29 protein-coding genes are annotated in these 24275 nt (G+C 67.4%); 16 read left to right on the top strand and 13 right to left on the bottom strand.

Features of this window, described 5'->3' with window-relative positions:
• Positions 1-29 precede the first annotated feature (29 nt).
• The 3 genes from LFT49_RS16445 to LFT49_RS16455 all read left to right on the top strand — a co-directional run bounded on the left by LFT49_RS16445 (position 30) and on the right by LFT49_RS16455 (position 3774).
• A complete protein-coding gene (locus LFT49_RS16445; protein ID WP_237430535.1) occupies positions 30-2642 on the top strand; it encodes an AMP-binding protein in 2613 nt (870 codons plus the stop codon).
• 68 nt (positions 2643-2710) lie between these two features.
• A complete protein-coding gene (locus tag LFT49_RS16450) occupies positions 2711-3067 on the top strand; it encodes a DUF7793 family protein (RefSeq protein ID WP_236799386.1) in 357 nt (118 codons plus the stop codon).
• Between the two features lie 170 nt (positions 3068-3237).
• Positions 3238-3774 carry a hypothetical protein gene (locus LFT49_RS16455; protein WP_237428801.1) on the top strand — a complete coding sequence of 179 codons (537 nt, stop codon included), beginning with the start codon at positions 3238-3240 and terminating at the stop codon, positions 3772-3774.
• Positions 3775-3966: 192 nt separating this feature from the next.
• Here the strand turns inward: LFT49_RS16455 and LFT49_RS16460 are convergent, their stop codons facing one another.
• The gene (locus LFT49_RS16460) at positions 3967-4845 is read right to left on the bottom strand and encodes a helix-turn-helix transcriptional regulator (RefSeq protein WP_237428802.1); all 879 of its coding nucleotides are present in this window, start codon (positions 4843-4845) and stop codon (positions 3967-3969) included.
• An 85-nt stretch (positions 4846-4930) separates the two neighbouring features.
• On the opposite strand from LFT49_RS16460, the gene LFT49_RS16465 reads away from it, so the two are divergent.
• The 6 genes from LFT49_RS16465 to LFT49_RS16490 all read left to right on the top strand — a co-directional run bounded on the left by LFT49_RS16465 (position 4931) and on the right by LFT49_RS16490 (position 10265).
• Entirely contained in the window at positions 4931-5812 is an 882-nt protein-coding gene (locus tag LFT49_RS16465) for an aldo/keto reductase (protein ID WP_237428803.1), read from the top strand.
• A 26-nt stretch (positions 5813-5838) separates the two neighbouring features.
• Positions 5839-6867 carry an aldo/keto reductase gene (locus LFT49_RS16470; protein ID WP_237428804.1) on the top strand — a complete coding sequence of 343 codons (1029 nt, stop codon included), beginning with the start codon at positions 5839-5841 and terminating at the stop codon, positions 6865-6867.
• Between the two features lie 39 nt (positions 6868-6906).
• Positions 6907-7737, top strand: a complete 831-nt coding sequence (locus LFT49_RS16475; protein ID WP_236799397.1) for an oxidoreductase — start codon at positions 6907-6909, stop codon at positions 7735-7737.
• A 248-nt stretch (positions 7738-7985) separates the two neighbouring features.
• Positions 7986-8231, top strand: a complete 246-nt coding sequence (locus LFT49_RS16480; protein ID WP_237428805.1) for an SHOCT domain-containing protein — start codon at positions 7986-7988, stop codon at positions 8229-8231.
• A complete protein-coding gene (locus tag LFT49_RS16485; protein ID WP_237428806.1) occupies positions 8231-9694 on the top strand; it encodes a multicopper oxidase family protein in 1464 nt (487 codons plus the stop codon). Before LFT49_RS16480 ends, LFT49_RS16485 begins: the two co-directional genes overlap by 1 nt.
• A 136-nt stretch (positions 9695-9830) precedes the next feature.
• Positions 9831-10265: a hypothetical protein gene (locus tag LFT49_RS16490; protein WP_237428807.1), complete on the top strand. Its 435-nt coding sequence runs from the start codon at positions 9831-9833 to the stop codon at positions 10263-10265.
• A gap of 124 nt (positions 10266-10389) precedes the next feature.
• On the opposite strand, the gene LFT49_RS16495 is transcribed toward LFT49_RS16490, so the two are convergent.
• The 4 genes from LFT49_RS16495 to LFT49_RS16510 are packed head-to-tail and all read right to left on the bottom strand — an operon-like array spanning position 10390 to position 13259.
• Positions 10390-11790, bottom strand: coding sequence for an FAD-dependent oxidoreductase (locus LFT49_RS16495; RefSeq protein ID WP_237428808.1), 1401 nt, complete (start codon positions 11788-11790; stop codon positions 10390-10392).
• A 13-nt stretch (positions 11791-11803) separates the two neighbouring features.
• A complete protein-coding gene (locus LFT49_RS16500) occupies positions 11804-12214 on the bottom strand; it encodes an arsenate reductase ArsC (protein WP_236799405.1) in 411 nt (136 codons plus the stop codon).
• Positions 12211-12912 (bottom strand): aquaporin, encoded by a 702-nt coding sequence (locus LFT49_RS16505; RefSeq protein WP_237428809.1) that lies wholly within the window; start codon positions 12910-12912, stop codon positions 12211-12213. The genes LFT49_RS16500 and LFT49_RS16505 overlap by 4 nt, the downstream gene beginning before the upstream one ends.
• Positions 12909-13259: an ArsR/SmtB family transcription factor gene (locus tag LFT49_RS16510; protein ID WP_236802921.1), complete on the bottom strand. Its 351-nt coding sequence runs from the start codon at positions 13257-13259 to the stop codon at positions 12909-12911. Before LFT49_RS16510 ends, LFT49_RS16505 begins: the two co-directional genes overlap by 4 nt.
• A 143-nt stretch (positions 13260-13402) precedes the next feature.
• Here LFT49_RS16510 and map point away from each other — a divergent pair, with 143 nt between their 5' ends.
• A complete protein-coding gene (gene map, locus LFT49_RS16515; RefSeq protein ID WP_236820341.1) occupies positions 13403-14176 on the top strand; it encodes a type I methionyl aminopeptidase in 774 nt (257 codons plus the stop codon).
• 75 nt (positions 14177-14251) lie between these two features.
• Here the strand turns inward: map and LFT49_RS16520 are convergent, their stop codons facing one another.
• The 3 genes from LFT49_RS16520 to LFT49_RS16530 all read right to left on the bottom strand — a co-directional run bounded on the left by LFT49_RS16520 (position 14252) and on the right by LFT49_RS16530 (position 17330).
• Entirely contained in the window at positions 14252-14620 is a 369-nt protein-coding gene (locus LFT49_RS16520) for a hypothetical protein (protein WP_236820342.1), read from the bottom strand.
• A gap of 82 nt (positions 14621-14702) precedes the next feature.
• Positions 14703-15221 (bottom strand): GNAT family N-acetyltransferase, encoded by a 519-nt coding sequence (locus LFT49_RS16525; protein ID WP_237428810.1) that lies wholly within the window; start codon positions 15219-15221, stop codon positions 14703-14705.
• Positions 15222-15353: 132 nt separating this feature from the next.
• Entirely contained in the window at positions 15354-17330 is a 1977-nt protein-coding gene (locus LFT49_RS16530; protein ID WP_237428811.1) for an amino acid transporter, read from the bottom strand.
• A gap of 208 nt (positions 17331-17538) precedes the next feature.
• Between LFT49_RS16530 and LFT49_RS16535 the strand changes: the two genes are divergently transcribed.
• Both LFT49_RS16535 and LFT49_RS16540 read left to right on the top strand, forming a co-directional pair.
• On the top strand, positions 17539-17739 hold the full coding sequence (locus LFT49_RS16535; RefSeq protein ID WP_236799411.1) for a DUF2795 domain-containing protein: 201 nt from the start codon (positions 17539-17541) through the stop codon (positions 17737-17739).
• 44 nt (positions 17740-17783) lie between these two features.
• A complete protein-coding gene (locus LFT49_RS16540; protein ID WP_236820345.1) occupies positions 17784-18530 on the top strand; it encodes an ABC transporter permease in 747 nt (248 codons plus the stop codon).
• Positions 18531-18675: 145 nt separating this feature from the next.
• Here the strand turns inward: LFT49_RS16540 and LFT49_RS16545 are convergent, their stop codons facing one another.
• Positions 18676-19221, bottom strand: coding sequence for a YceI family protein (locus LFT49_RS16545; RefSeq protein WP_236799414.1), 546 nt, complete (start codon positions 19219-19221; stop codon positions 18676-18678).
• Positions 19222-19366: 145 nt separating this feature from the next.
• On the opposite strand from LFT49_RS16545, the gene LFT49_RS16550 reads away from it, so the two are divergent.
• Entirely contained in the window at positions 19367-19795 is a 429-nt protein-coding gene (locus LFT49_RS16550) for a hypothetical protein (RefSeq protein ID WP_237428812.1), read from the top strand.
• 41 nt (positions 19796-19836) lie between these two features.
• Positions 19837-20577, top strand: a complete 741-nt coding sequence (locus LFT49_RS16555) for a CDP-alcohol phosphatidyltransferase family protein (RefSeq protein WP_237428813.1) — start codon at positions 19837-19839, stop codon at positions 20575-20577.
• On the opposite strand, the gene LFT49_RS16560 is transcribed toward LFT49_RS16555, so the two are convergent.
• From LFT49_RS16560 to LFT49_RS16570, 3 genes are read right to left on the bottom strand one after another with little or no spacing between them, the layout of a single operon-like run.
• Positions 20564-21403 (bottom strand): alpha/beta fold hydrolase, encoded by an 840-nt coding sequence (locus tag LFT49_RS16560; RefSeq protein ID WP_237428814.1) that lies wholly within the window; start codon positions 21401-21403, stop codon positions 20564-20566. The genes LFT49_RS16555 and LFT49_RS16560 overlap by 14 nt on opposite strands.
• A gap of 39 nt (positions 21404-21442) precedes the next feature.
• A complete protein-coding gene (locus LFT49_RS16565; protein ID WP_236799418.1) occupies positions 21443-22114 on the bottom strand; it encodes a haloacid dehalogenase type II in 672 nt (223 codons plus the stop codon).
• A 48-nt stretch (positions 22115-22162) separates the two neighbouring features.
• Positions 22163-22771, bottom strand: coding sequence for a flavodoxin family protein (locus LFT49_RS16570; RefSeq protein WP_236799419.1), 609 nt, complete (start codon positions 22769-22771; stop codon positions 22163-22165).
• A gap of 167 nt (positions 22772-22938) precedes the next feature.
• Here LFT49_RS16570 and LFT49_RS16575 point away from each other — a divergent pair, with 167 nt between their 5' ends.
• On the top strand, positions 22939-23289 hold the full coding sequence (locus LFT49_RS16575; protein ID WP_237428815.1) for a hypothetical protein: 351 nt from the start codon (positions 22939-22941) through the stop codon (positions 23287-23289).
• 56 nt (positions 23290-23345) lie between these two features.
• Positions 23346-23753 carry a four-helix bundle copper-binding protein gene (locus LFT49_RS16580; protein ID WP_236820352.1) on the top strand — a complete coding sequence of 136 codons (408 nt, stop codon included), beginning with the start codon at positions 23346-23348 and terminating at the stop codon, positions 23751-23753.
• A gap of 96 nt (positions 23754-23849) precedes the next feature.
• Here LFT49_RS16580 and LFT49_RS16585 read toward each other — a convergent pair whose 3' ends face one another.
• Complete coding sequence (locus tag LFT49_RS16585) at positions 23850-24266, bottom strand: DUF302 domain-containing protein (protein ID WP_237428816.1); 417 nt, start codon at positions 24264-24266, stop codon at positions 23850-23852.
• Positions 24267-24275 lie beyond the last annotated feature (9 nt).

Here is a 24275-nt window from a genome sequence, read left to right on the forward strand (position 1 = left end):
TTAGCCTCACCTTCTACGGTTCTTTGGTGATGACAGAGACAAAGCTCACCGGCGTTCCGTTTGCCGCCGACCTTGCCCGCTTCGGAGACCGTCCCGCCGTGAGCACGGGAAGCCTGTCCCTGAGCTACGCGGAACTGGCCCTCCGCGTGGAGGAATTTGCCAGGACGTTGGGGCACGGCCGGCGGCTCATTGCGCTGGAGGCCGCGAACACCCTGCCGTCTGTGGTGGCCTACCTGGCGGCCTTGTCCTCGGGCAATCCCCTGCTGGTCCTTCCAAGCGGCGAGTCCGCCGCAAATGCGCTGATAACTGCCTACGATCCGGACATCGTAGTCCGGACATCCCACCCCGGTGACGCGGCCCTGGACGTGCGCCGGGAGCAGACCTCCCACGACCTGCACCCCGATCTGGCCCTGCTCCTCAGCACGTCCGGATCCACCGGCTCCCCCAAGTTGGTCCGCCTTTCCGCGGACAACATCCAGGCCAACGCCGCGGCAATCGCTGAATACCTGCAGCTGCAACCGGCCGACAAAGCTGCCACCACCCTTCCGCTCTCCTACTGCTACGGGATGAGTGTGGTGAACAGCCACCTTCTGGCGGGCGCGTCCCTGGCGCTGACGGACCTCTCGGTTGTGGACCCCTGTTTCTGGGACCTGGTCCGCACCGGTAACGTGACCTCATTCGCCGCCGTACCGTACACCTTCGACCTCCTGGACCGCGTGGGATTCCAGGACATGGACCTGCCGAACCTGCGCTACATCACCCAGGCCGGCGGACGGCTGGCACCGGAGCGGGTGCGCTGGTATGCCGACCTGGGCCGGCGGAAGGGGTGGGACCTGTTCGTGATGTACGGCCAGACCGAGGCCACGGCGCGGATGGCATACCTGCCGCCGGAACAGGCCGTGGTGCATCCCGAGTCCATCGGCGTACCCATCCCGGGCGGCTCCTTCCGGCTGGAGCCGGTCCCCGGGCTGGACGCCGATGAACTGGTGTATTCCGGCCCCAACGTGATGCTGGGGTACGCCGAACGGCCGGAGGATCTTGCTTTTGGCCGGGTCCTGACCGAACTGCGCACGGGCGACCTGGCCAGGCGAGGGCCCGAGGGGCTGTACCAGATTGTTGGCAGGCGCAGCCGCTTCCTGAAAATTGCCGGGCTCCGCGTGGACCTGGGACACGTGGAGCGGATTCTGGCGGACCTCGGTGTCACGGCGGCCGCCGCCGGTTCCGACGCCGCGGTGACTGCCGCCGTCGAAGGCGACCACGACCTCACCCTGCTCGCCAAAACCCTGGCGCAGGACCTGGGCCTGCCGCGCGCCGCCGTCGGACTTCACCGCGTCGAAGCCATACCGCGCCTTGGCAACGGAAAGCCGGACTATCCTGCCGTCCTCGCCCTCGGCGGTGGTGAAGAAGCGCACGACGGCGGCACTGCAGTTCCCGGCGCGGGCTCCACTGATGTGCCGCGCATCTTCGCGGAGGTGCTTGAAGTGGACCGCGTCGCCGGCACCGATACGTTCGTGTCCCTGGGCGGCGACTCCCTGTCCTACGTGGCGGCGTCGGTCCGGCTGGAGCGTGCACTCGGGTACCTTCCCGAAGGCTGGCACCTGATGCCTGTCTGCGAACTGACGCCTGCGCCGCACGTGGCACCGGCTGCCGCGCCGGCCGGCAAACCTGCGGGGACCCGGGTTCACCGGGTGCAGCGCCCGTTGCTTGCACCAATGGAGACGGGAATCGTGCTTCGTGCGGTGGCGATCATTGCCATCGTCTCCACGCACATCGGGTTCTTCCACTGGCAGGGCACCGCGCATGTGCTCATGGCCGTGGCGGGGTACAACTTCGCGCGGTTCCAGCTGTCCGGGGAGCGTGGTGCGCGGTTCCGGCGGCACCTGCGCAGCATCGCCCGGATCGCCGTGCCGAGCATTGCCGTCATCGGGTTCGCCTTTGCCGTGACGGACAGATACGCCTGGCATAACGTAGTCCTGCTCAATCCGCTGCTGGGCCCCGAAGGATGGAGTGACTACTCGCGGTTCTGGTTCGTGGAGATCCTGGTCCACATCCTCCTTGGCCTTTCCCTGCTGCTGGCGATACCGGCCGTTGACCGGGTGGTGCGGCGCTGGCCGTGGGCGTTCGGCGTGGTTCTGGTTGCCGTTGACCTGCCCCTGCTTTATGGCCTGGTGGACAGCCGCTACCCGGGCCAGGGTCCGGTGCTGTGGCTGTTCGGACTGGGCTGGGCGGCCGCCGCCTCCCGCACCCAGTGGGAGCGGATCGCGGTGACAGGTCTCGCCTTCCTCACGGTTCCCGCGTCCTTCGACAACCCCTACCGCAGCGCCACGATCCTCGCCGGCTGCCTGGTCCTGCTCTGGCTTCCCACGCTGCGGGTTCCCCGCGGATTGCGCCGGATCACGGCGCTGCTGGCCAGCGCCTCGCTGTACATCTACGTCACGCACTGGCTGGTGTACCCCCTGTTCGACTTCGCTGATGGCTTCGAACCCCTGGCCAAAGGCCTCGCGGTACTGGCCTCCCTGGCCTGCGGGGTCCTGTACTGGGCGGCGGCAACACGCGCCATGGGCCTGGCGGAACGGTGGCTGAAGGGGCGCCCCGGGAGTCTGCCTGGACGCCCAGCGGCGGTGCGTTCCGGCGGCAGGTGAGCCGCCGTCGTCGTACCTTTTTCGAGCCGTATTGCTGTACGCGGTGAAGGAGCAGCAAAGTAGTAGGCATGGAAGACGTCACCGGGACCATCGAGCTCTCCGGGGAGCTGCTGCACCTCAAGTGGGGGCACGGGGATGTGGTCACGGAACGCGATGCTGTGGCGCTGATGGAGCGCGCCAAAGAGCTTAGCGGCGGCCGCGCCCTGCCGCTGCTGGTGGAAATAACCGGCGTGGAGTGGATTGACCAGGGGGCGCTAAAGGCCTTTGCCGGTACCTGGCCCCTGACGCGTGCCGCCGTGGTGGGCACCTCCCCCGTGGACCAGACCCTTGCCAGCTTCTACACCGGCAGGCACAAGCCGGTGCACCCCACCCGGTACTTCACGTCCATGGATGAGGCGATGGCGTGGCTGGAGGAGGGCGGATGATTTCGCCTGGCGCCGGGCATTCAGGAGCGGCAAGGAACCTGCGCATCGAAACCAATTGCTTGGCTTCGGGAGGCCTGTTCCTTGTTGACAGGAATGCGCAGGACTATGTTGGAGCTACTCCGGGCCTTACTGGGAAGGCCACAGCTGGCAGGTCTCCGCAGAGGTATCTCATGAGTTACGTGCCGGTCAGCCGACGCACCATCAGGAGGCATCGGGAATCCGAACGGTCCACCCGGCGCCTGGTTGTAGCCCTTGCCGCAGCGGCTGTGGTGGCCTGGCTGCTGTCCGTCAGCTTGTCACCCATGGTCTATGTCGATGGATACGTCCATGCCGTCGACCTCGTGGTGCACGACTTATGCCTTGTTGTGGCTTTTGGCGCCATCATCCTGGTCGACTGGCATGGTTTTCTGTGGTTGATCGGCCGGCGCGGACTTGGCGAGATCATTCGACTGGACGGGGCTGCGACGCCGCTCATCTGGGGCGGTCTTGCCGGGCTGCTCGCCACCGGTGCGTTCCTGAGCCCACATCTGGAAAACCCCATGACCGACGTCAAGCTCGCTGCGGTTCTTGTCCTCAGCCTGAACGGGATCATGCTTGTGCCCCTTATGCGGCGGCTCGCCCGGCTGCCGGTCGACACCACCTTCACGGACTTGTCCCCTGGCCAGCGGGTGCACTTGCTGTCCTGCCTGGCAGTGTCACAGCTGTGATGGTGGACAGCAATCATTATTGGGTTCATCAACGCTGAGTCCTGAAGCCGCACGCCTGGCCCGCATAGTGACGCGCAGAAGCACCCGCGACGCGCATATTCCTTTTCGCGGCCCGCATATCTGCTGCGCAAAGGAATATGCGCCTCGAAAAGGAATATGGGCCTCGCAAACGAATACGCGCAGAAGCGCGGGTCATGTGGCCTCCCGGGCCGGAACCACAGCCGCTGTCTGCGTGGCGGCCCAGCTGGCCAGCACCTTCAGCGCATCCTCCGACGGCGTGCCAGGCTCGGCCGTATAGATGTTGATCCGCAGCCCCGGGTCCGCTGGGAGTTCCATCGCTTCGTAGGTGAGGTCCAGGTCCCCCACGATGGAGTGGTGCAGGCGTTTGCGCCCCGTGCGGTGGTACTTCACGTCGTGCCGGGCCCAGCGGATGCGGAACTCCTCGCTGCGGGTTGAGAGCTCGCCGATCAAGTCCGAGAGGTCCTTGTCGTACGGGTTCTTCCCGGCGGTGGAGCGCAGGACCGCCACGATGTCATCCGCGCTCCGCTCCCAGTCGCGGAAGAACTCCCGCGCCTTCGGATTCAGGAAGGTGAACCGCGCACTGTTCGGCGGAGTGACCGGCTCCGCCATCATTTCCAGGTACAGGGCCCGGCCCAGCTCATTGGAGGCCAGCACATCGCCGCGGTCGTTGCGGACCCAGGCCGGCGCCGTCGTAATCGCATCAATGACCCGCTGCACGCTGGGACGCACCGTCAAGGGACTCCGCTTGCGCCGCACCCGCGGGGCGGCGGTGGCCGCGCGGGCCAGGTCGAAAAGGTGGGCCGTCTCGGCGTCGTCCAGCTGCAGGGCGCGCGCCAGGGCCTCAAGGACGCTGTCCGACGCGCCGGACAGGTTTCCCCGTTCCAGCCGGATGTAATAGTCAACGCTCAGCCCGGCCAGCATCGCCACTTCTTCCCGGCGCAGCCCCGCCACGCGCCGGTTGCCGCCGTACGCGGGCAGCGCGGCCTCCTCCGGCGTGATCCGGGCACGGCGGGAGGTCAGGAATTTCCGCACGTCATCGGTGTTGGTCATGGCTCCACGGTACGCGTGCCCAAACCGGCGAAGGAGGGACTGGCAAGCCCTCCCACAATCGCGGACACCCACATAGCGTGAAGGCATGGAACTCAAACTCAACAACGGTGTCACCATGCCCGCACTCGGCCTGGGCGTTTTCCAAAGTCCCCCGGAAGAGACGACGGCGGCCGTCCAGACCGCGCTGGAGGTGGGCTACCGGCACATCGACACCGCCGCCGCGTACGGCAATGAGCGGGAGGTGGGCGAAGGGATCAGGCGTTCGGCCCTGGCGCGCGAAGACGTCTTTATCGAGACCAAGGTGTGGGTCAGCGACTACGGCTACGATCAGGCGCTGCACGCGTGGGACAAGGCCGTGGGCAAGCTGGGCGTAGAGCAGCTGGACCTGTTCATCCTGCACCAGCCCGCCCCGGACCGGTTCGACAAAACCGTCGCCGCGTACAAGGCCTTGGAAACCCTGCTCAAGGATGGACGGGTGCGGGCCATCGGCGTCAGCAACTTCATGCCCCACCACCTGCAGCAGCTGCTGGCGGAAACCGACGTGGTCCCGGCCGTCAACCAGATCGAGCTCCACCCGTATTTCCAGCAGCCGGCTGTCCAGACCATCGATGAGGACCACCGGATCCTTACCCAGGCCTGGTCACCCATCGGCGGCATCACCTTCTACCCCGGCTGGGGCGAGAACCGGAAGAACGTCATGCGCGACCCGGTGATTGCCGGCATCGCGCAGGCCCATGGCAAAACGCCCGCCCAGGTGATGCTGCGCTGGCACCTGCAGCAGGGCCGCTCCGCCATCCCCAAGTCCACCAATCCGGCACGCATTGCGGAGAACTTCGACGTGTTCGATTTCGAGCTCGCCGCCCAGGAACTCACTGCCATCGACGCCCTGGACTCCGGCGTCCGCAGCGGCCCGGACCCCGATGTGGCCCGCCCGGAGCGGTTCGCCATGGTCATCCCCGAAGCCTAGACCGCCGCAGATAGTAGGAGCACAGCATGGATTACCGCCCGCTTGGCCGCACCGGTGTGCAGGTCAGCCCCCTCTGCCTCGGCGCGATGATGTTCGGCCCGTGGGGCAACAACGACCGCGCCGACGCCACCCGCATCATCCACCGCGCCCTGGACGCCGGCATCAACTTCATCGACACCGCGGACGTGTACTCCGGCGGTGCCTCCGAAGAGATCGTGGGGGAAGCACTGGCAGGAAGGCGCGACGACGCCTTCCTCGCCACCAAGTTCTTCATGCCCATGGACGAGAAGGACCCCAACCAGCGCGGCGGCTCCCGCCGGTGGATCATGCGCGAGGTGGAGAACTCCCTGCGCCGCCTGAACACCGACTACATCGACCTCTACCAGGTGCACCGGCCCAGCCCGGACACCGACGTGGAGGAGACCCTGGGCGCCCTCACCGACCTGGTCCGCCAGGGCAAGGTGCGTTACATCGGTTCCTCGTCCTACTCCGGTTCGCAAATCGTGGAGGCGCAGTGGGCCTCCCGCGAGCGCAACCTGGAGCGGTTCGTCACCGAGCAGCCGCCCTACTCCATCCTGGTCCGCGGCATCGAGGAGGATGTCCTTCCCACGGTGCAGCGGCACGGGATGGGCACCCTCACCTACAGCCCGCTGGCCGGCGGCTGGCTTTCGGGCCGGTGGCGGAAGGACTCGGCGTCCCGGCCCACGTCGTCAGCACGGCCGAGTGCCCGGTTCGACATGACGCAGCCGGCCAACCAGCGCAAGCTCGACATCGTGGAGGAGCTGGCCCAGGTGGCCGAATGGGCAGGCGTCACGCTCATCGAGATGGCCATCGCGTTCGTCATCAACCACCCCGGCGTCACCTCCGCGATCGTGGGCCCGCGCACCATGGAGCAGCTGGAGTCCTACCTCCCGGCCGCGGACACCGTCCTGGCCCCCGAGGTGCTGGACCGCATCGACCAGCTGGTCGCCCCCGGCGTCACCGTCAACCCGGACGACAACAGTTACGGCGCCCACGAACTGACGCCCAACGCACGACGGCGGCACCGGCGCTAAGTGCCTGCCCCCGCCTAACCCCCACGAAAGGAAACACCAATGGCAACATGGCTCATCACAGGCTGCTCCACCGGACTTGGCCGGGCACTCGCGGAGGCCGTGCTCGCGTCCGGGCACAACGCCGTCGTCACCGCCCGGAACGTGGACGCGGTGCAGGACATCACTGCCGGCTTCCCGGACACCGCGCTTCCCCTGGCCCTCGACGTCACCGACAAGGCGCAGATTGCCGCAGCGGTGAAGCAGGCGGAGGAGAAGTTCGGCAGCATCGACGTGCTGGTGAACAACGCCGGCTACGGCTACCGGGCGGCGGTGGAGGAAGCGGACGACGCCGACATCCGCCGCCTGTTCGACACGAACTTTTTCGGCGCGGTGGACATGATCAAGGCAGTGTTGCCGGGCATGCGCGCCAACAAGGCCGGCTCCATCCTGAACATTTCGTCCATCGGCGCACGGATCACACCGCCCGGCTCCGGCTACTACGCGGCCACCAAGGCTGCACTGGAGGGCATGTCGGGGTCCCTCCGCAGCGAGCTGAAGCCGCTGGGCATCAATGTCACCGCGATCGAACCGGGCGGCTTCCGCACCGACTTCGCCGGCCGCTCGCTCACGCAGTCCGCTTCGGCGATCGGTGACTACGCGGACACCGCCGGCAAGCGCCGCAAGGAACACGACACCGCGCACGGCAACCAGCCCGGCGACCCGGACAAGGCAGCACGGGCGATCATCGCCGTCGTGGAATCCCCCAACCCGCCGGGCCTGCTGGTCTTGGGCACGGACGCGTTCGGCGCCTTCGGCAAGGTGGCGGAAGCCCAGCGCGCCGAGCTGGAGCAGTGGCAGGAGCTGAGCACCAGCACCGACATCACGGACTGACCCTGCTGCTGGCTTGGCCCGCCACCGTGCATTCCCGCCCAGTTGCTCTTCCGCTTTTCCCGGACCGCGCCGTGGCTGACGGCGTGTCCAGGCCCGGGTACCGGAGGGGCCGGGAGTAACTGGGCTGGAGTGCGGGGAACCGAATATGGGCAGGCGCGTCGCCGGGGATCGACGGGTCCTCGGGCCCTACCTACCGGGCCGGAACGCGCCAAGAATCGCAAGTACCAACGCGAAGAAGGGCTCCGGCGATGATGTGGGGTTACGGGCAGGGCGCAGGCTGGTGGCTCTGGGGCATCCTGATGCTCTTGGGCATAGCGCTGCTCGTCTTCGTGGCCGTGCGGGTTTTCGGCGGTGGTATCCGGAGCGGCGGGCAGGGGCGGGAAGGGCCGCCGGCATCGACGGCGCGGCAGATCCTCGATGAGCGCTTCGCGAGGGGTGAACTGACCGCGGAGCAGTACCGCGAACAGCTCAGGGTGCTCGGCGAGGGCCGGTAGTGCGCCCCATAAGCCGCCGGCAGGCGCTCCTCCTCGGCGGGCTGGGGGCTGCGGGCACTGTGGCAGGCGGAGCCGGCCTGATCTGGTCCCTGTCCTCCCCCGCCGCCCGGCCTTTTGGCGGCAGCCTGATCCAGCCGGAAGAACTCCGGAGCGGGAACGGGCAACTGCAGGTTCGGCTCGCAGCCGGCCCTGCGCAGGTCCAGCTTGGCGGGCGGCAGGCCACGGCGCTCGCGTACAACGGCAGCGTGCCCGGGCCCACCCTTCGTCTCAAGGCTGGGGACACCCTCAAGATAAGTCTCACCAACAGCCTGTCCCAGCCCACCAACCTGCACGTGCACGGCCTCCACGTGTCGCCCGAGAACAACGGGGACAACGTGTTCGTCGCGGTCGCGCCAGGCACTTCGTTCGACTACGAATACCGGCTGCCCGCGGATCACCCGCCCGGCCTGTACTGGTACCACCCCCATCATCACGGGATGGTGGCCGACCAGGTCTTCGCCGGGCTCTATGGAGCCATCATCGTGGAGGACCCTGAGCCAATCGAGTCCAGCGCCGAGCGTGTGCTGGTGGTATCGGACACCTCGGTGGACGGTTTGGGGAACATCAGCGCCACGTCAGTGATGGGGCGGATGGCGGGCCGGGAGGGCGAACTGCTCCTGGTGAACGGCCAAATCAACCCCCAGTTCACTTCCCGTCCCGGGCAGCGGGAACGGTGGCGCGTCGTCAACGCCTGTGTAGCGCGCTACCTGCAGCTGCGGCTGGACGGGCAGCAACTGCAGCTGCTGGGCATGGACTCCGGCCGGCTCGGCGAACCGCGGCAGGTGGAAGATCTGGTGATGACCCCCGGTAACCGGGCTGACCTGCTGGTCACCGCCAAGGCCGGCAACTCCTCTTTGCGCGCGTTCCGGTACAACCGCGGCAGCACCGCGGGGATGATGGGCCAGGGGCCTGGGCCGCTTGGACCCGCTGAGCCGGCCGACGGCGTGGCGCTGGCTTCTTTCCAGGTGGCCGGCGAAGCCGCCCCTCCCCAGGCAGCAGTCCCTGCACTAAGAGCGCCTTTGGACCTGAGGGGTGCAGCGCTGGCCGTCCACCGGCAAATCGTCCTGTCCGCCGGCATGGGAATGGGCGGGGCCGGCATGATGCGTTTCACCATTAACGGCAGGGAGTTCGATCCGGCCAGGACCGATATCACCGCCGGGGCCGGAACCGTCGAGGAATGGACCCTTATCAACACCAGCACGATGGACCACCCGTTCCACCTGCACGTCTGGCCCATGCAGGTCGTCGAGCAAAACGGTCAGCAAGCTTCCTCCCCCGACTGGCGCGACGTGGTGAACCTACCGGCAAACGGACGGGTCACCGTCCGGGTGGCATTCGCGGACTTCCGCGGACGCTCCGCCTACCACTGCCACATCCGGGACCATGAGGATCTTGGCATGATGGGCGCTATTGAGGTCCGGTGAGCAATCGGCACCGTGCAGGGCAACCAGCCAGGCCCCTAATGAGGCGTCAAAATTGAGTAGTTAGTACTCATGACACGGCGCGTAGCCGGTGCGAAAGTGGATTCTATAGCTCCATCACGTCACAAGAGGAACCACCATGGCAGCAAAACGGCGTCGCTCGCGCAGCAAGGGCGGCGGCACTATCGGGTGCGCCCCCTTCCTGGTCCTGATCGTCATAGCCATCATCATCAAATTCTGGTGGGTCATCCTCATCAGCCTGGGCGTGGTGGCAGTGACGGTGGCGCTGGTCCGCACTACGAAGGCTCCGCCCCGTCCGGCCCCGATACCCCCACCTAAGCCGCAACCCGTCATTGCCGCACCCCGCATCCCCGTTGGTGGCGACGACCTCACAGCCCACATGCGCAACCAGAAACGGGCCGGCCGCGAACGGGACCTGCAGGAATGGGACTACGAGTGGATCCGCCTGGCCCATCCGGGCATGAGCCTCCGCGAAGTCAATGAAATCGCGAACGCCCACTTCGCGCGCGGCCGCTCCATCGGCATCAACTGGGGTGAGCCTTCCGGCCCATGAGTCCCGGCCAACCATGCATTCCCGCCCAGTTACTCTTCCGCTCCTCCCGCGGCGCGCCGTGAGGGACGGCGTGCCCTTGGCTGTGCACCCGGGCGGCCGGGAGTAACTGGGCTGGAACGCACGCCTACCCCGAAATGGTTCCGCTGCTGCGGCCGTGCTGAAGGCCCGTGGCGAACCCGATCGTCACGGGTACCGGTGCCGGCGCCGCGCAGCAGGATCCGCCGACGGAATCACCGGCATCATGCGAGTCACTGAGGATGCTGGTGGAGCACACTCCGGTTTCCGGGAGTTCGAGTTCCACGGCGTCCGCGGCCTCGGTGTCTCCGGCCAGGGCTGCGGCGATGGAGCGGACCTGCTCGTAGCCGGTGGCCATCAGGAAGGTGGGCGCCCGGCCGTAGGACTTCATGCCGGCCAGGTAGAAGTCCTTCTCCGGCTGGGCCAGGATGCGGGCGCCGTGGGCAGGGACGGTTCCGCAGCTGTGGAAATCGGGATCGATCAGCGGGCCGAGGTCTTTGGGTGCCTCCACCGCCGGGTCCAGGTCCAGGCGCAGCTCGGAGAGCATGGCCAGGTCCGGGCGGAAACCGGTAGTGGGAATCACGCGGTCCACCTCAACAGCGCGGCCGTCCGTTGAGTGCACTGTCACCGCGCCGTCATGCACGCCGATGGAAGCGGTGTGGAAGTCCGTCAGGAGCTGGACGGCACCCGTGTCGACGGCGGTGCGGAGCCTCGCGCCGAGCTGGCCGCGGGCGGGCAGTTGGTCGGCATCCCCGCCCCCGTAGGCGCGGGCGGGTGTGGCCGCGCGGATGGCCCAGAGCACCTCGGTGCCGGGATTGGCGCGGGCCAGCCGGGCCAGGTCAAGGACCATGTTGGCCGCCGAATGGCCGGAACCTATCACCAGGGTGCGGCGGCCGGCGAAACCACCAGCTGAAACATCGGGCAGTGGCCCCGTGACCAGGCCCGCCGCCCGGGCCTCTGCCTCGCCGGGGGCGGGCAACCCTGACGATCCCAGCGGCGCCGGGGTGCTCCAGGTGCCGGAAGTATCCACCACGGCGCGGGCAAGCACCTGGGTGACCTTGCCGCCGTCGTGCTCTATCCGCAGCAGGAACGGGGCAGTGTCCCGGCCCTGGCTCCTGCCCTTGTCCATGCCCTGCCGGCTGACGGCCACCACCCGCGCCCCGGTCCTGATTCGGTCCTTCAGTTCCGGCGTTGCGGCCAGCGGTTCCAGGTACTCGGACACGATCTGGGCGCCGTACGGCAGGGCGGTGGGCCGGGGCGCTTCCCACCCGGAGCGTTCCAGCAACCGGACCGAGGCAGCGTCCAGGTTGTACTTCCACGTGGAAAAGACGCGGACGTGGCCCCACTGGCGGATGGCAGCGCCAACAGTTGGGCCTGCCTCGAGGACCAATGGCTCCAGCCCGCGTTCCAGCAGGTGCGCGGCCGCGGCCAGGCCGACGGGTCCGGCGCCGATCACGGCAACAGGCAGGGACTGCAGGGACTCAAGCGATGTAGGTTCCGGCGATGTCATGGCATGCTCCAATTCAGCTCTGGGCAGGAATGAGGGAGGCGATCAGGGCTTCCACCCGGGTCCTGATCTGGTCGCGGATGGGCCGGACGGACTCCACGCCTTTGCCGGCGGGATCCTCCAGCACCCAGTCTTCGTAGCGTTTGCCCGGGAAGTAGGGGCATTCGTCGCCGCAGCCCATGGTGATCACCACGTCAGAGTCCTGCACGGCTTCGGTGGTGAGGATCTTGGGGATCTCGGCGGACATGTCGATGCCCACCTCCGCCATGGCCTGGACCGCAGACGGGTTGACCTTCTCCGCCGGCTGCGATCCGGCGGAACGGACCTCGATGGCGCCCTGCGAGAGCGAGGTAAGGAACGCGGCGGCCATCTGGGAACGGCCGGCGTTGTGGACGCAGACGAACAGGACGGAGGGTTTGTGGCTCATGAGAGCACCTTTCGGTCAGCCGCGACGGCAGCGGCAGCGGTGAAGGAGGGGTAGAGGAAGCGGACCAGGAAGTATCCCAGGGCACCGCCCAGCAGCTGGGCCAGGATGAAGGCAGGGGCCGACGGCGGTGCGATGCCGGCAAAGGTGTCCGTGAGGGTCCGGGCGATGGTCACCGCCGGGTTGGCGAAGCTGGTGGAGCTGGTGAACCAGTAGGCGGCGGTGATAGACCCGCCGACGGCGAAGGCCACCCTGTCCGCCCGGCCGGACCGGACCGTGCCGAAGATGACCAGCAGCAGCCCCACCGTGGCGATGACCTCGGCCAGCCAGAGGTCAGGCCCGGTGCGCTGGTGCGTGGACCAGGCGACCGCGTCCAGCCCGAACATCAGGTTCGCCGTGATGGTTCCGGCCAGCCCGCCCAAAACCTGGCCGGCAATCAACCCTGCCGCGGTCCTGGTGTCGATCATCCCCAGTGCACGTTCCACCAGGGTCACCACCGGATTGAACGACGCCGACACCGGCTGCAGTGCCACGATCAGCGCCACCAGCGCGGCACCCGTGGCGAGGCTGTTCTGCAAAAGCTGCAGGCCGGCGTCGTCCGGGGACAGCCTGGACGCCATGACGCCCGAGCCCACCACGGCCATCACCAGGAAGGCGGTGCCGACAAACTCGGCGGCGGCACGGCGGGAAAGTGTGCTCACGTGGCCTGCCCGCCAATCAGGGCGGCCAAATTCTGCAGCGCCTCGGTCCGGGCGCGGTAGTAGACCCACACCCCCCGCTTTTCCCGGTCCAGCAAACCCACCTCGTGGAGGATCTTCAGGTGGTGGCTGATGGTGGGCTGGGACAGCTCAAAGGCGTCATTGAGGTCGCAGACGCAGGCTTCGCCGCCCTCATGCGAGGCGACCAGGGACATCAGCCGCAGCCGGACCGGATCGGCCAGCGCCTTCAACAGCGGCGCGATTCCTTCCGCTTCCGGTTCTGACAACGGCTCCCTCGCCAGGGGCGCACAGCAGGCGACGGCCTGGACGGGGGTCAGCTCCAAAGACATAGACACGTGTAAATATTTACACTCATCTATATCTTTGGCAATCCGCGGAAATCCCCCCTGCTTCCTCCGCCCCTTGCAACGCCCACAGCCACGGCAAATAGGATGGCCCCGAGAGCTTTTGGCCGCAGACGAAGGGCGCCGCAATGATCGAGATCCTGAACCCCGCTGAAGTGGCCCGCGCACGGGAGACCGGAGCCTTGGTGGCGGACATCCTGCAGGCCATGAAGAGCCGCGCCGCCGTGGGCACCAACCTGCTGGACATCGACCAGTGGACCAAGGAGCTGATCACCGAGGCCGGGGCCGAGTCATGCTACGTGGACTATGCGCCATCGTTCGGCCGCGGCCCCTTCGGCCACTACATCTGCACGGGCGTCAACGATGCCGTGCTGCACGGACTGCCGCACAACTACGAACTGGCCGACGGCGACCTGCTCACCCTGGACCTCGCCGTCGTGAAAAACGGGGTGGCCGCCGACGCTGCCATCAGCTTCCTGGTGGGCGATTCGCGGCCGGCGGAGAGCGTGGCGATGATTGAGGCCACCGAGCGGGCCCTGGCCGCCGGGATCGCTGCGGCAGGGCCAACGGCAAAGATCGGCGACATCTCCTACGCCATCGGCCGCGTTCTCACCGACGCGGGGTACCCCATCAACACGCAGTTCGGCGGGCACGGCATCGGCTCCACCATGCACCAGGACCCGCACGTGCCCAACATGGGCCGGCCCGGCCGCGGCTTCAAGCTCCGGCCCGGGCTGCTGCTGGCGCTGGAACCGTGGATCATGGCGGACACGGCTGAACTGGTGACGGACGACGACGGGTGGACGCTCCGGAGCGCCACAGGCTGCCGGACGGCCCACACGGAACACACCATCGCCATTACCGACGACGGCGCCGAGATCCTGACGCTGCCCTCGCGGTAGGTGCCGGGCCGCTTCGCCCGCTGCCGCGGCTGAGCCGGCGCCCGGAGTACGAGCGCGCGGAGTACCGGCGCCACTTCAGTAGAGGTAGACGTCCACCAGCAGAGCGGCCAGCGCGGTGAGGGCGGCGGTCGCTGCCACGCCGCGGGCTGCGTCCCGCCTGCAGGGCCCGGACATGAGGGCGATGGCGGTGCCGGCAAGGGTGAACACTCCCGTTCCCGTATCCTGCCAGCTGATGGGGAACGGCGGGAACGGCAGGTCGTGGGAGAACAGGCCGATCGCTGCAGTCCAGTTAAGGATCGAATTCCAGGCCATGGGCATCAGGAGAGCCGCGGCTGCTGCCGTTGCCACGACCCCCACGCGCCGTTCCCTCCGCACCAGCAGGAGCAGGACCAGTGCCACGACGGCGGACAACAGGGCGCCCACGAACATCGCTTGCAGGCTCATCAAAAGCCCCCGGGGTTCATTACCCGCATACGTCCAGTCTAGGCACCGGAGGCAGGTACGGACCCGGCGCCGGGAGGTCCTTCTATTCGGTCCCGGCCACGGAACTGCGGCGTTCCAGGAGCAGCGTGTCCTGCCAGTGGCCCGCCTTGGGGCCGTGGTTGATCCGGGCAATCCGTTCCCGGGTTCCCACCACCCGGAAGCCCAGCTTCCGGTGCAGGGCAAGGCTCGCCATGTTCTCAGGGAAAATGCTGGACTGGATGGTCCAGATTCCGGCCGCTTCCGTCGACTCAATCAGGGCGTCCAGGAGCAGCCGGCCCACGCCGCGGCCCTGTGCCTGCGGGGCAACATAGATGGAGTGCTCCACGAGGCCCCGGTACACCTCCCGTGAAGAAACCCGGGAGACCGCGGCCCATCCCAGGACCCTGCCCGCATCTTCGGCGACGATCCGGTGGCCAGGCAGCCGGACGCCGTCGAACGCTTCCCAGGTGGGCGGCTCGCTCTCAAAGGTCGCCTCCCCCGTGGCAATGCCGGCGGCGTAGATCGCGTGGACCGCTGTCCAGTCGTCGGGGCACATGGGGCGGATGGTGACGGGACTGTCCATGCGTCCCATTATGGTGGCGCGCTGGCACTCCTCCGTCCCGCGAGATGGCACTTCACGGCGATGCTCCGCGGAAACATTGCCGTCAAGTGCCATCTCGCGGGGAAGGGTGTGGGCGTTACGGTGCGACGGCGGTCAGCCGACGTGGACCCACGGGCGCTGGGTGACATCCGGGACGGCCTCGCGCAGCACCTCCCGGGTCACCGGCGCGATCTCTCCCTCGCCCAGGAACAGGAACCGTACCAGGTTGTTGATCGGGTTGCCCTCGGTCCAGCGGAAGTAGATGTGCGGCATGAGCCCGGTGATGTCCCTGATGTGCAGCAGGACGGAGGCGATGGTGTTGGGGACCACGGGGCCGTGGACTTCGAGGATGTGATACCCATGCCGGTTCACTCCCTTGACGTGCAGCTCGGTTTCGAAGTCCGAGGAATCATCCACCACAACCTCGAGGAACAGGGCGTCGCCGGCCAGCGGCAGGTGGCTGACCTCGATGGCGGACTCCAGCTTGTCCCGGTACGCTTCCGCGGTCATCCGCAGCGGCTCGTGCGCGATGATCGCGATGGGCCCGTCCAGGGTGCTGGACATGAACTCCAGGGCCTGCTGGTCCAGGTGCACCCGGGTGGCATGCAGCTCGAAGGAGCGGCGGACCCGGGACAGCAGCGAGATGACGATGATCCCAAGGATGAAGATGGCGGCGATCCGGATGCCCTCGGGCCGTTCGAAGATGTTGGCCACCGTGGTGTAGGCGAACACCACGGTGATGGCGCCGAAACCCACCGTGAGGTTCCGCTGCCCGTGACGGCGCGCCGATAGCGTGACGGCCACGGCGGCGGAGGTCATCAGCACCAGGACGCCGGTGGCGTAGGCACCGCCCTGGGCATCGACGTCGGCCTTGAAGATGAAGGTGATCAGGAAGCCGACCAGGGTGAAGACGAGCACCAGCGGCCGGACGGCCTTGGCCCAGGCCGGAGCCATGCCGTACCGCGGCAGGTAGCGGGGAACGAGGTTCAGCAGGCCGGCCATCGCCGACGCACCGGCGAACCAGAGGATTCCGATGGTGCTGATGTCATAAACGCTGCCGAACCCCACACCGAGGTATTCGTGCGCCAGGAAGGCCAGGGCACGGCCGTTCGCCTGGCCACCGGGCTGGAATTCCTGTTCCGGGATCAGGACAACCGTAATGAAGCTGGTGGTCAGCAGGAAGGCGCTCATGATCACGGCGGCGGTGGTGAGCATGCGGCGGGTACCCCGGATGCGGCCGGCCGGATTTTCCTCGGTGTCGTCCGCTTTCCCCAGGACCTGCGGCATGACGGCCACGCCGGTTTCGAAGCCGGACAGTCCCAGGGCCAGTTTGGGGAACACGAGGAGCGCGATGGCCACGGCCATCACCGGATTTCCGTGCGACACCCACAGGTTGGTCCACCAATCCCCCATGGCGGCGGGGTGCGAGAGTACCTGAACGAAAGTAACGGCAACCACGATAGCGTTCAGGCCCAGGTAGAACACCACCAGGACAACGGCGATGCCGATGGCTTCCTTGAAGCCGCGCAGGAACACAGCGGCCAGCAACGCAAGCAGGAAGAGGGTGACGGGGACGTTCTGGCCCTGCAGCCACCCCGGAGCCACCGGGTTCCCGAGCAGGTGCGCGGTGGCGTCTGCTGCCGAAAGGGTCATGGTGATCATGAAGTCGGTGGCTGCGAATCCCAGGAGGACCAGCACCAGGAGCTTGCCGCCCCAGCGGGGCAGCAGCCGCTCGAGCATGGCGATGCTGCCTTCACCGCGGGGGCTTTCGCCGGCAACCCTGCGGTACACCGGCAGGGCGCCCAGCAGGGTCACCGCCACCAGTACCAGGGTGGCCAGCGGGGAGATGACCCCTGCTGCAAGCGCAGCAATGGCCGGCTGGTAGCCAAGGGTGGAAAAGTAGTCCACCCCCGTCAGGCACATGACCTGCCACCATGTGTGCTTCTTCTCATGCTGCGTCGGCACGCCCCCGGGACCGGGATGGGCGCCCTTGCTGTCCTGGAGCCCGAAGAGCAGCCAGCCCTGGAACGTCTTCCTTCCGTGCGCGTGATGCGCGGAAGGATCCGCCGGGGGCCTGCTTAACGTGGTCATGTTTGCCTTTCCGCGCTGCCCTTTGCACCGCGACCACCTGCGAAGCTAGCACCGGCCAAAACGCCCCAAGCGCCAAAACGGGATTTCTTAATGATTCCTTGACGCCTGGTTTGGGACGGCAGGCTGCGGGACTAGGATGGGTCCACCGCGGTCTGAACGTGGTGGGCCACGGAAAGCACAGCCGAACACCGAAAGGAAACCCGGCACCATGGCAGACACTCCCAATCCCATCCAGATCCAGAAGTTCCTGGGCGGCATCGACTACCCGGCGAAGCGTGAAGACCTGCTGTCCCGGGCCAAGGAATCCGGCGCCGACAACAACGTGATGGAGGCCCTCGAGGCACTCCCCGACCGGGAATACGACAGCCCCACCGCTGTCAGCTCCGCGATTTCGGACAGCAACTCCTAGGCGGGTTCGCAGGAGGCGGTTTCCGCCCCCAGTAAGCTGGCGGCATGCCCGCCCTTGCCGCCCTGCTGCCCACCCTGGTGGCCATTGCCATCCTGGCGGCACTCACGGTGGGCATCCTGTGGGGCGCGCGGACGCCGTCGTACCTCTCCCCTGCCCTGGCCATCCTCCGCGGCGCGGCCCAGCTGGCGGTGATCAGCCTGGTGCTGGGCGGCGTCATCACCAACCCGCTCTGGGTGGGGGCGGCCCTGCTGGTCATGTTCACCGTGGCATCCGTGACGGCGACGCGGCGGCTCACCTGGTCCTGGCGGCGCTTTGCCGTGGTGGCCGCAACGATGGCTGCGGGCATCCTGGTGACGGTGGCCATCGTGTTTGGCACAGGTGCCATCGAATTCTCCCCGCGATACGCGCTGGCGGTGGGCGGGATCGTGATCGGCAACTCCATGACCATCGCCACGCTTGCCGGCCGCCGCTTCTTCGAGGCCGTCCTGGAGCAGTGGGACCAGGTAGAGGGCTGGCTGGCGCTGGGGGCAACCCCCCGGCAGGCCACCCTGATCCAGGCCCGGCAGGCAGTGCACTCGGCGTTGATCCCGTCCACGGACCAGACCAAGACCACCGGGCTTGTCACACTGCCCGGCGCGTTCGTGGGTGCCATCTTCGGCGGCGCCTCTCCCCTGGAGGCGGGCCGGTTCCAGGTGGTGGTGCTGGCCTCGATCATGGCGGCCGGATCCATCACCGCCGTGGCGCTGATCCGTTCGCTGGGCAACGTGAAGGTGCGTCCCGAGCCGCTGTGACCGGGACGGTTTCTGCCCGGACGGTTTGGCGCTGCGGAAGTTCATTCCCGCGCCGCAAAAACGATGGCGCTACCGATATTTCGGTCGCGCCATCGTTTTTGCGCGTCGAAAGTACCGTCGCGCGTCGAATATATGTATTTGAGATCTAGCCCTGCTTTACCAGCGCTGCTTCCAGGTTGATCTTCACCTTGTCGCTGACCAGCACGCCGCCGGCTTCCAGGGCTGCGTTCCAGGTCAGCCCGAACTCCTTGCGGCTGATCTCGGTTTCAGCGGAGAACCCGGCACGGGTGGCGCCGAAGGGATCCACAGCAACACCGGTGAACTCGACCTCAAGTTCCACGGGCCGGGTGACACCCTTGATGGTGAGGTCCCCGGTCAGCGTGTACTCCTCGCCGTCGCCCTCGACATGGGTGCCGCGGAACGTCATCTCGGGGTACTGCTCCACGTCGAAGAAATCAGCCCCGCGGACATGGGCGTCCCGGTTGGCATCCCCGGAAGTGAAGCTGGCGGTGTACACCGTGGCATGCACGGACGAGTCCGCCAGGGATTCGCCCACGCGCGCTTCCGCCGACGCTTCTGTGAAGCGGCCCCGGACCTTGCTGATCCCGGCATGGCGGACGCTGAAGCCGATCTCGCTGTGGGCCATGTCCAGGGTCCATGTTCCCGGCGTGAGTTCCTTGGGAAGGGTCATCGCTGTTCTCCTTACTCGTAGGGCCGCAGGCGCTTCTGCCCGCTAAAGGCGCAATATTCCAGACACCCCTAAATATTCCCCACAAAACCCGCAGACGTAATAGGGCGACTTGAACCCGGAGCGAATTCCGGGCGTATACATAAACGTGGCTCTACGACTCCTGACCGCACTGGCGCTGTTCATCGACTCCGGCGTCCACTTCTTCCTGGCCCCGGGCTACCAGAACGCGCAGCCGGGCACCATCAGCCAAGGCACCCTGTTCCTGCTCGAGGCGGCCGCGGCGCTGGTGGCCGGCGTCTACGTCCTGGTCCGCGGCAGCAGGGCTGCCTACGCCCTGGCCCTGGTGGTGGCACTCAGCGCGTTCGCCGCCGTCGTGCTTTACCGGTACGTGGACATCCCGGCCATCGGGCCCATCCCGGCCATGTACGACCCCGTCTGGTTCTTCTCCAAAACCCTCAGTGCCGTCGCCGAGGGCGCCGGGACCATGCTGGCGATCGCCGGCCTGGTCCGGACCGGCCACAGGGCACGGTACGACGACGGCAGCAGGCTTCCGGCCGGGCGTCGCCGGCGGTGAGGATCACCGCAGCCATTGCTAGCATGCGAGGGGAGGTCCGGATGAGCGCAGCTGAACGGGCACTGCCGGACGCGCTGGCCGCCCTTGTGGCCTACGGGCTGGCGGCACTGTGGCTGCTCACGCTGACCCCGTCCGCTCCAATGACCCAGCTGGCCGGGCTGGCCGCCGGCGCCGTGGTGGCCGGTGGCGCCGTCGGCTCCATCCTGCGTCGCGTCCCGCGCTTCTCCACGCCCGCCGACCGTGTCACCCTCCTGCGCGCCGTCCTCGTGGCCCTTTGCGCCGTGTTGGCCGTGCAGCAACTGTTCACCGGGCCCCGCACGGACCTGCTCCTGCCAGTCCTGGGCGGCGCCACGTTCCTCCTGGACGGGCTCGATGGCGCGGTGGCCCGGCGCACCGGCACCTCGTCGGCGGAGGGAGCCCGCTTCGATGGAGCCACGGACGCCGCCCTGGTCCTGGTCCTGTCCGTCGCGGCCGCCGCCGTCGTTGGTCCCTGGACCCTGGCCACCGGGGCCATGTACTACGCATTCTCTGCCGCCGGCTTCCTCCGGCCGCACCTCCGTGCAACGCTGCCGCCGAGCACGTCCCGCAAGGCAATCGGGGCGTTCCAGCCGTTCGCGCTGCTGGTGGCACTGCTGCCGGTGACTCCGCCCAGTGCGGCGGTTGCGGCGCCGGCCCTGGCCCTTGGCCTGCTCACGTTTTCCTTCACGCGGGACGTGGTCCAGCTGGAGAGCCGCCACCGGGCGGTGGTTTTGGACGCGGAGGCCGGGCTTACGGCGCTTTAGCCGAGTGCTGTGCAGCCAGGTGCTCCAGCATCGCCGTAGCCACGGCGTCCGGTGAATCCTCCGTGGGGATGTGCTTACCGTCCACCTCCACCAGGTCCGCGTTGGGGACCTCCTCCACGTACCGGCGGGCAAACCCGATTTTCTGGAAGTCGTCGTCACGGCCCCATACCAGGCGGGTGGGGATTGCGGCTTCCTTGAGGGCCGGGACCAAGTCCAGGGTGTAGCGGGGATCGGCGGCCGCTGCCATGGCCATCCACGAGCGTGACCGGGCCGGAGAATGCCACGGCGACAGGTAGTCCTCCAGTTCCTCCTCGGTGAGCGTCCGGGTGGCGCTGCCCTGCGTGGACTTGCGGCGTGCAGCGAGGAGGTCCTCCTCGCTGGTGTTTGCCCGCACGTCAGGCTCCCGGAAACGCTCGACGGCGGGCACCGGCCAGGAGTCGAACATGACGGCGTTCATCAGAACCATCTTCCGGACCCTCCCGCTGTAGGCGGCGAGCTGCTGGGCCACGCCGCCGCCGATGTCGTGGGCAGCGACGTCAAACTCCCCGATGCCGAGGGCATCCGCGGCATCGAGCACGGTCTGCACCAGGGCCGGTACGCTGGCCTGCTCAACATCCAGCTCTCCCCCGCTCCGGCCGAAGCCCGGAAAGTCCAGCGCGTAGCAGCGGCTGTGTTCGCCAAGGGCCGGCAGGACGGGCTGCCACACCCGGCTCCAGAAGGTGCCGTGCAGCAGGATCAGCGGCGGGGCGCCCTCATCCCCCGCCGCGAGGTAGGACAGCGGGATGCCGTTCACGTCAACGGTATGGCGTTCGACGGGCTGGGCCATGGGTGGTCTCCGTTCGAGTTTGGGGCGGGGCGGGGGTGGCTACGCGGCGAGCACCGCGGGCAGCCCGGTGAGGGCCGGGATGGTGATGTCCGGTGACTGGAAATAGGAGGGGTAGCGGGCGCCGGTGCGGTTGATCCACACGGTCCGCAGCCCGGCTTTGGCTGCCCCATGGATGTCCCAGGGGTGCACGGCAACCAGCAGCATCTTGGCCGGGTCTGCTCCGGCCGCAGTTGCCGCGTACTCATATGCGGCCTTGGCCGGTTTCCAGGCAGGCGCGTCCTCCACGGATAGGAGCAGCTCGAATTTGTCCCTAACGCCACCGGCAACCAGCAGTTTGTCCGTGTTGGCGGTGGCGCCATTGGTTAGCGTGACCAGCCGGTGCCCGGCCGCCGCGACGGCGCGGATGCCGTCCGGGACGTCCGGGTGAAGGGACAGGTTCTGCATGGCAGCCATGACGCGTTCGACGGCGGTCTCCAGGTTTCCGGAGATCCCTTCGGCTCCCAGCAGGGTGCGGAGGGCATCGGCGCCAATGGTGGCGAAGGACGCCTTGCCCCCGCTGGCGGTGAGGGCGAACCCGTCACGCAGGAGCGTGGCGAACCAGAGTTTGGCCAGCCCGCGAGGCGCCCCGACCTGCGCGAATGCCTCGGCGAGCGGGCCCATGTCGGACAGGGTCTCATTGACGTCAAAAACGATGACCAATGGTTGGGACATGATGTTCCTTTCCTGTTCCGGCGGGCAGCCCCACCGCGGAGCCGCCCGCTACTTGGCCGGGTATTTGTTGGAGCGCAGGAGCCGGGCCAGGTGCACGGCGTTGCGGGCAAGCCCGGCATTGGTGGAAGCTACCGGGTCCGGGACCTGCTCAAGGTCCATGAAGTCCACGGTCTGCATGGCCTCGCCCACCCAGTAGGTGCCGCCCTGGGCTGGAAGGCTGAAGCCGACGTCGTTCAGTCCCTGCATCATGTCGGCGATGGTCTTGTGGGCCCCGTCCTCGTTTCCCACCACGGCAACCGTGGCAACCTTTCCGTACATGACCGGCCGGCCGTCGTCGTCCGTTTCCGACAGGTCGGCGTCCAGGCGCTCCATGACCTGCTGGGCGACGCTGCAGGGGTGGCCCATCCAGATGGGGGTGGAGAGGACCAGGATGTCCGCGGCCAGGATCTTTTCGTGGATTGCGGGCCACGCATCACCGTTGCCCATGTCCACCTGCACGCCGCGCTTCACGTCATGGTCCACGATGCGCAGTGACTCGGTGGCCACCCCGTGGCCTTCCAGTTCGTCAAGGATGTGCTGGGCCATCAGCTCGCTGCTGGACGGTTCCGGGGACGGGGTGAGGGTACAGATGAGGGCAAGAGCGGACAACGTGGACATCAGCGAAAGCTCCCTTGATTTTCTCGACCAAAATAGTCAGTCTACTTAGTAGTAGATCACACGGCAGCCGCCCGCACTATGGCCGGCTGCCGCCACCTATACCGACCTGCCTGCCACCCAAGGAGGCCTCCACGGAGTTGGAAGTAATGCCCGAAGGAACGATCCGCGTGCCTGCAGCACTGCGGATCCTTTTCGGCTGGCTTCTCCTGGCTGCGCTGCTCGTGGCCGCAGCCTCCTACTCGCAGGGCACCCGGTACGCGCTGGTGGCTGAGCCTGGCCCGGCGCCGTCCGTGGTCCAGCACGCAGCCGCCCTCCACTCCCCTGCGCCCCAGCACCATGCGTGCTGCGACCGCTACCCCGCGCCACGCAGCGAGCCGGCGCCAACGAAGGCGGCCGCGCCGGACCCGCCAAGAGCTGCCGCGCCAGCCGCCCTGCAGCATGTACTGCAGGTGGCGCAGGAGCCCGAGCCCCGGCGGCAGGCGCTGACGCTAGACCAACTCTCCATCAGCCGGACGTAAACGGGCACTTCCGCCCACCCAATCCACTGACCACAACCGGAAACGAGAGACCAAAAATGACGCACGTACAGTCCATGCTGGACACCTACCCCAAAGACCTCGGCAACCTGGACAAGGACAAGCTCGCCGCATGTATCCAGGCCTGCTTCGAATGCGCCCAAACCTGCACGGCCTGCGCCGACGCCTGCCTGAGCGAAGACATGGTCGCGGAGCTGACCAAGTGCATCCGCACCAACCTCGACTGCGCGGACATCTGCGCCGCCACCGGCAACGTCCTCTCCCGCCACACCGGGTACGACGCGAACATCACCCGGGCAGTCCTGGAAGCCTGCCGTGCGGCCTGCAAGGCGTGCGGCGACGAATGCGGTGAGCATGCCTCCATGCACGAACACTGCCGCGTCTGCGCCGAATCCTGCCGCCGTTGCGAACAAGCCTGCGCCGACCTCCTGGCTTCCTTGGGTTGAGACGCCCGGGAAGAACGGCTCCCGTGCTTTAAGCAAAACAACGCGGGGCTCCGCCGTAACGGCGGAGCCCCGCGTTGTGGTCTACAGGCTGACTGTTTACTCGGCTGCACCGTTCAGGCTGGCCAGTGCCTTGCGGAGGCGGGTGCCGGCGTCGTCCGCCACTTCCTTAACTGAAGGTGCGCTGCTCAGCTGCACCATGGTCTGCGGATCGATCGCCTCCACAGTGGTTGCATCGGCTGCACTGTTCCGGCGCACCACCACGTTGCACGGCAGCAGGGCACCCATTTCCGGCTCGGCGGCCAAGGCGCGGCTGGCAAGGGCCGGGTTGCAGGCGCCAAGGATGACGTAATCCCCGACGGCGTCCGCGGCTTCAGCGCCAAGCTTGGCTTCGAAGGTGGAGCGGACATTGATTTCGGTCAGGATTCCGAACCCTTGCGCGGCGAGGGCTTCGCGGGTGCGTTCCACGGCTTCGGCCCAGGGAAGGGAGACGGTGGTGGCCAGGGTGTAGGTCATGGTGCTCCT

Origin of the sequence: Arthrobacter sp. FW306-06-A (genome assembly GCF_021870055.1) — a bacterium.
GTDB lineage: Bacteria > Actinomycetota > Actinomycetes > Actinomycetales > Micrococcaceae > Arthrobacter.

What these genes read in the sequence shown, in the direction of transcription:
- LFT49_RS16445 (WP_237430535.1), top strand. Translation starts at nt 30, where the DNA reads ATGACAGAGACAAAGCTCACCGGCGTTCCGTTTGCCGCCGACCTTGCC.
- LFT49_RS16450 (WP_236799386.1), top strand. Translation starts at nt 2,711, where the DNA reads ATGGAAGACGTCACCGGGACCATCGAGCTCTCCGGGGAGCTGCTGCAC.
- LFT49_RS16455 (WP_237428801.1), top strand. Translation starts at nt 3,238, where the DNA reads ATGAGTTACGTGCCGGTCAGCCGACGCACCATCAGGAGGCATCGGGAA.
- LFT49_RS16460 (WP_237428802.1), bottom strand. Translation starts at nt 4,845, where the DNA reads ATGACCAACACCGATGACGTGCGGAAATTCCTGACCTCCCGCCGTGCC.
- LFT49_RS16465 (WP_237428803.1), top strand. Translation starts at nt 4,931, where the DNA reads ATGGAACTCAAACTCAACAACGGTGTCACCATGCCCGCACTCGGCCTG.
- LFT49_RS16470 (WP_237428804.1), top strand. Translation starts at nt 5,839, where the DNA reads ATGGATTACCGCCCGCTTGGCCGCACCGGTGTGCAGGTCAGCCCCCTC.
- LFT49_RS16475 (WP_236799397.1), top strand. Translation starts at nt 6,907, where the DNA reads ATGGCAACATGGCTCATCACAGGCTGCTCCACCGGACTTGGCCGGGCA.
- LFT49_RS16480 (WP_237428805.1), top strand. Translation starts at nt 7,986, where the DNA reads ATGATGTGGGGTTACGGGCAGGGCGCAGGCTGGTGGCTCTGGGGCATC.
- LFT49_RS16490 (WP_237428807.1), top strand. Translation starts at nt 9,831, where the DNA reads ATGGCAGCAAAACGGCGTCGCTCGCGCAGCAAGGGCGGCGGCACTATC.
- LFT49_RS16495 (WP_237428808.1), bottom strand. Translation starts at nt 11,790, where the DNA reads ATGACATCGCCGGAACCTACATCGCTTGAGTCCCTGCAGTCCCTGCCT.
- LFT49_RS16500 (WP_236799405.1), bottom strand. Translation starts at nt 12,214, where the DNA reads ATGAGCCACAAACCCTCCGTCCTGTTCGTCTGCGTCCACAACGCCGGC.
- LFT49_RS16510 (WP_236802921.1), bottom strand. Translation starts at nt 13,259, where the DNA reads ATGTCTTTGGAGCTGACCCCCGTCCAGGCCGTCGCCTGCTGTGCGCCC.
- map (WP_236820341.1), top strand. Translation starts at nt 13,403, where the DNA reads ATGATCGAGATCCTGAACCCCGCTGAAGTGGCCCGCGCACGGGAGACC.
- LFT49_RS16520 (WP_236820342.1), bottom strand. Translation starts at nt 14,620, where the DNA reads ATGAGCCTGCAAGCGATGTTCGTGGGCGCCCTGTTGTCCGCCGTCGTG.
- LFT49_RS16525 (WP_237428810.1), bottom strand. Translation starts at nt 15,221, where the DNA reads ATGGACAGTCCCGTCACCATCCGCCCCATGTGCCCCGACGACTGGACA.
- LFT49_RS16530 (WP_237428811.1), bottom strand. Translation starts at nt 17,330, where the DNA reads ATGACCACGTTAAGCAGGCCCCCGGCGGATCCTTCCGCGCATCACGCG.
- LFT49_RS16535 (WP_236799411.1), top strand. Translation starts at nt 17,539, where the DNA reads ATGGCAGACACTCCCAATCCCATCCAGATCCAGAAGTTCCTGGGCGGC.
- LFT49_RS16540 (WP_236820345.1), top strand. Translation starts at nt 17,784, where the DNA reads ATGCCCGCCCTTGCCGCCCTGCTGCCCACCCTGGTGGCCATTGCCATC.
- LFT49_RS16545 (WP_236799414.1), bottom strand. Translation starts at nt 19,221, where the DNA reads ATGACCCTTCCCAAGGAACTCACGCCGGGAACATGGACCCTGGACATG.
- LFT49_RS16555 (WP_237428813.1), top strand. Translation starts at nt 19,837, where the DNA reads ATGAGCGCAGCTGAACGGGCACTGCCGGACGCGCTGGCCGCCCTTGTG.
- LFT49_RS16560 (WP_237428814.1), bottom strand. Translation starts at nt 21,403, where the DNA reads ATGGCCCAGCCCGTCGAACGCCATACCGTTGACGTGAACGGCATCCCG.
- LFT49_RS16565 (WP_236799418.1), bottom strand. Translation starts at nt 22,114, where the DNA reads ATGTCCCAACCATTGGTCATCGTTTTTGACGTCAATGAGACCCTGTCC.
- LFT49_RS16570 (WP_236799419.1), bottom strand. Translation starts at nt 22,771, where the DNA reads ATGTCCACGTTGTCCGCTCTTGCCCTCATCTGTACCCTCACCCCGTCC.
- LFT49_RS16580 (WP_236820352.1), top strand. Translation starts at nt 23,346, where the DNA reads ATGACGCACGTACAGTCCATGCTGGACACCTACCCCAAAGACCTCGGC.
- LFT49_RS16585 (WP_237428816.1), bottom strand. Translation starts at nt 24,266, where the DNA reads ATGACCTACACCCTGGCCACCACCGTCTCCCTTCCCTGGGCCGAAGCC.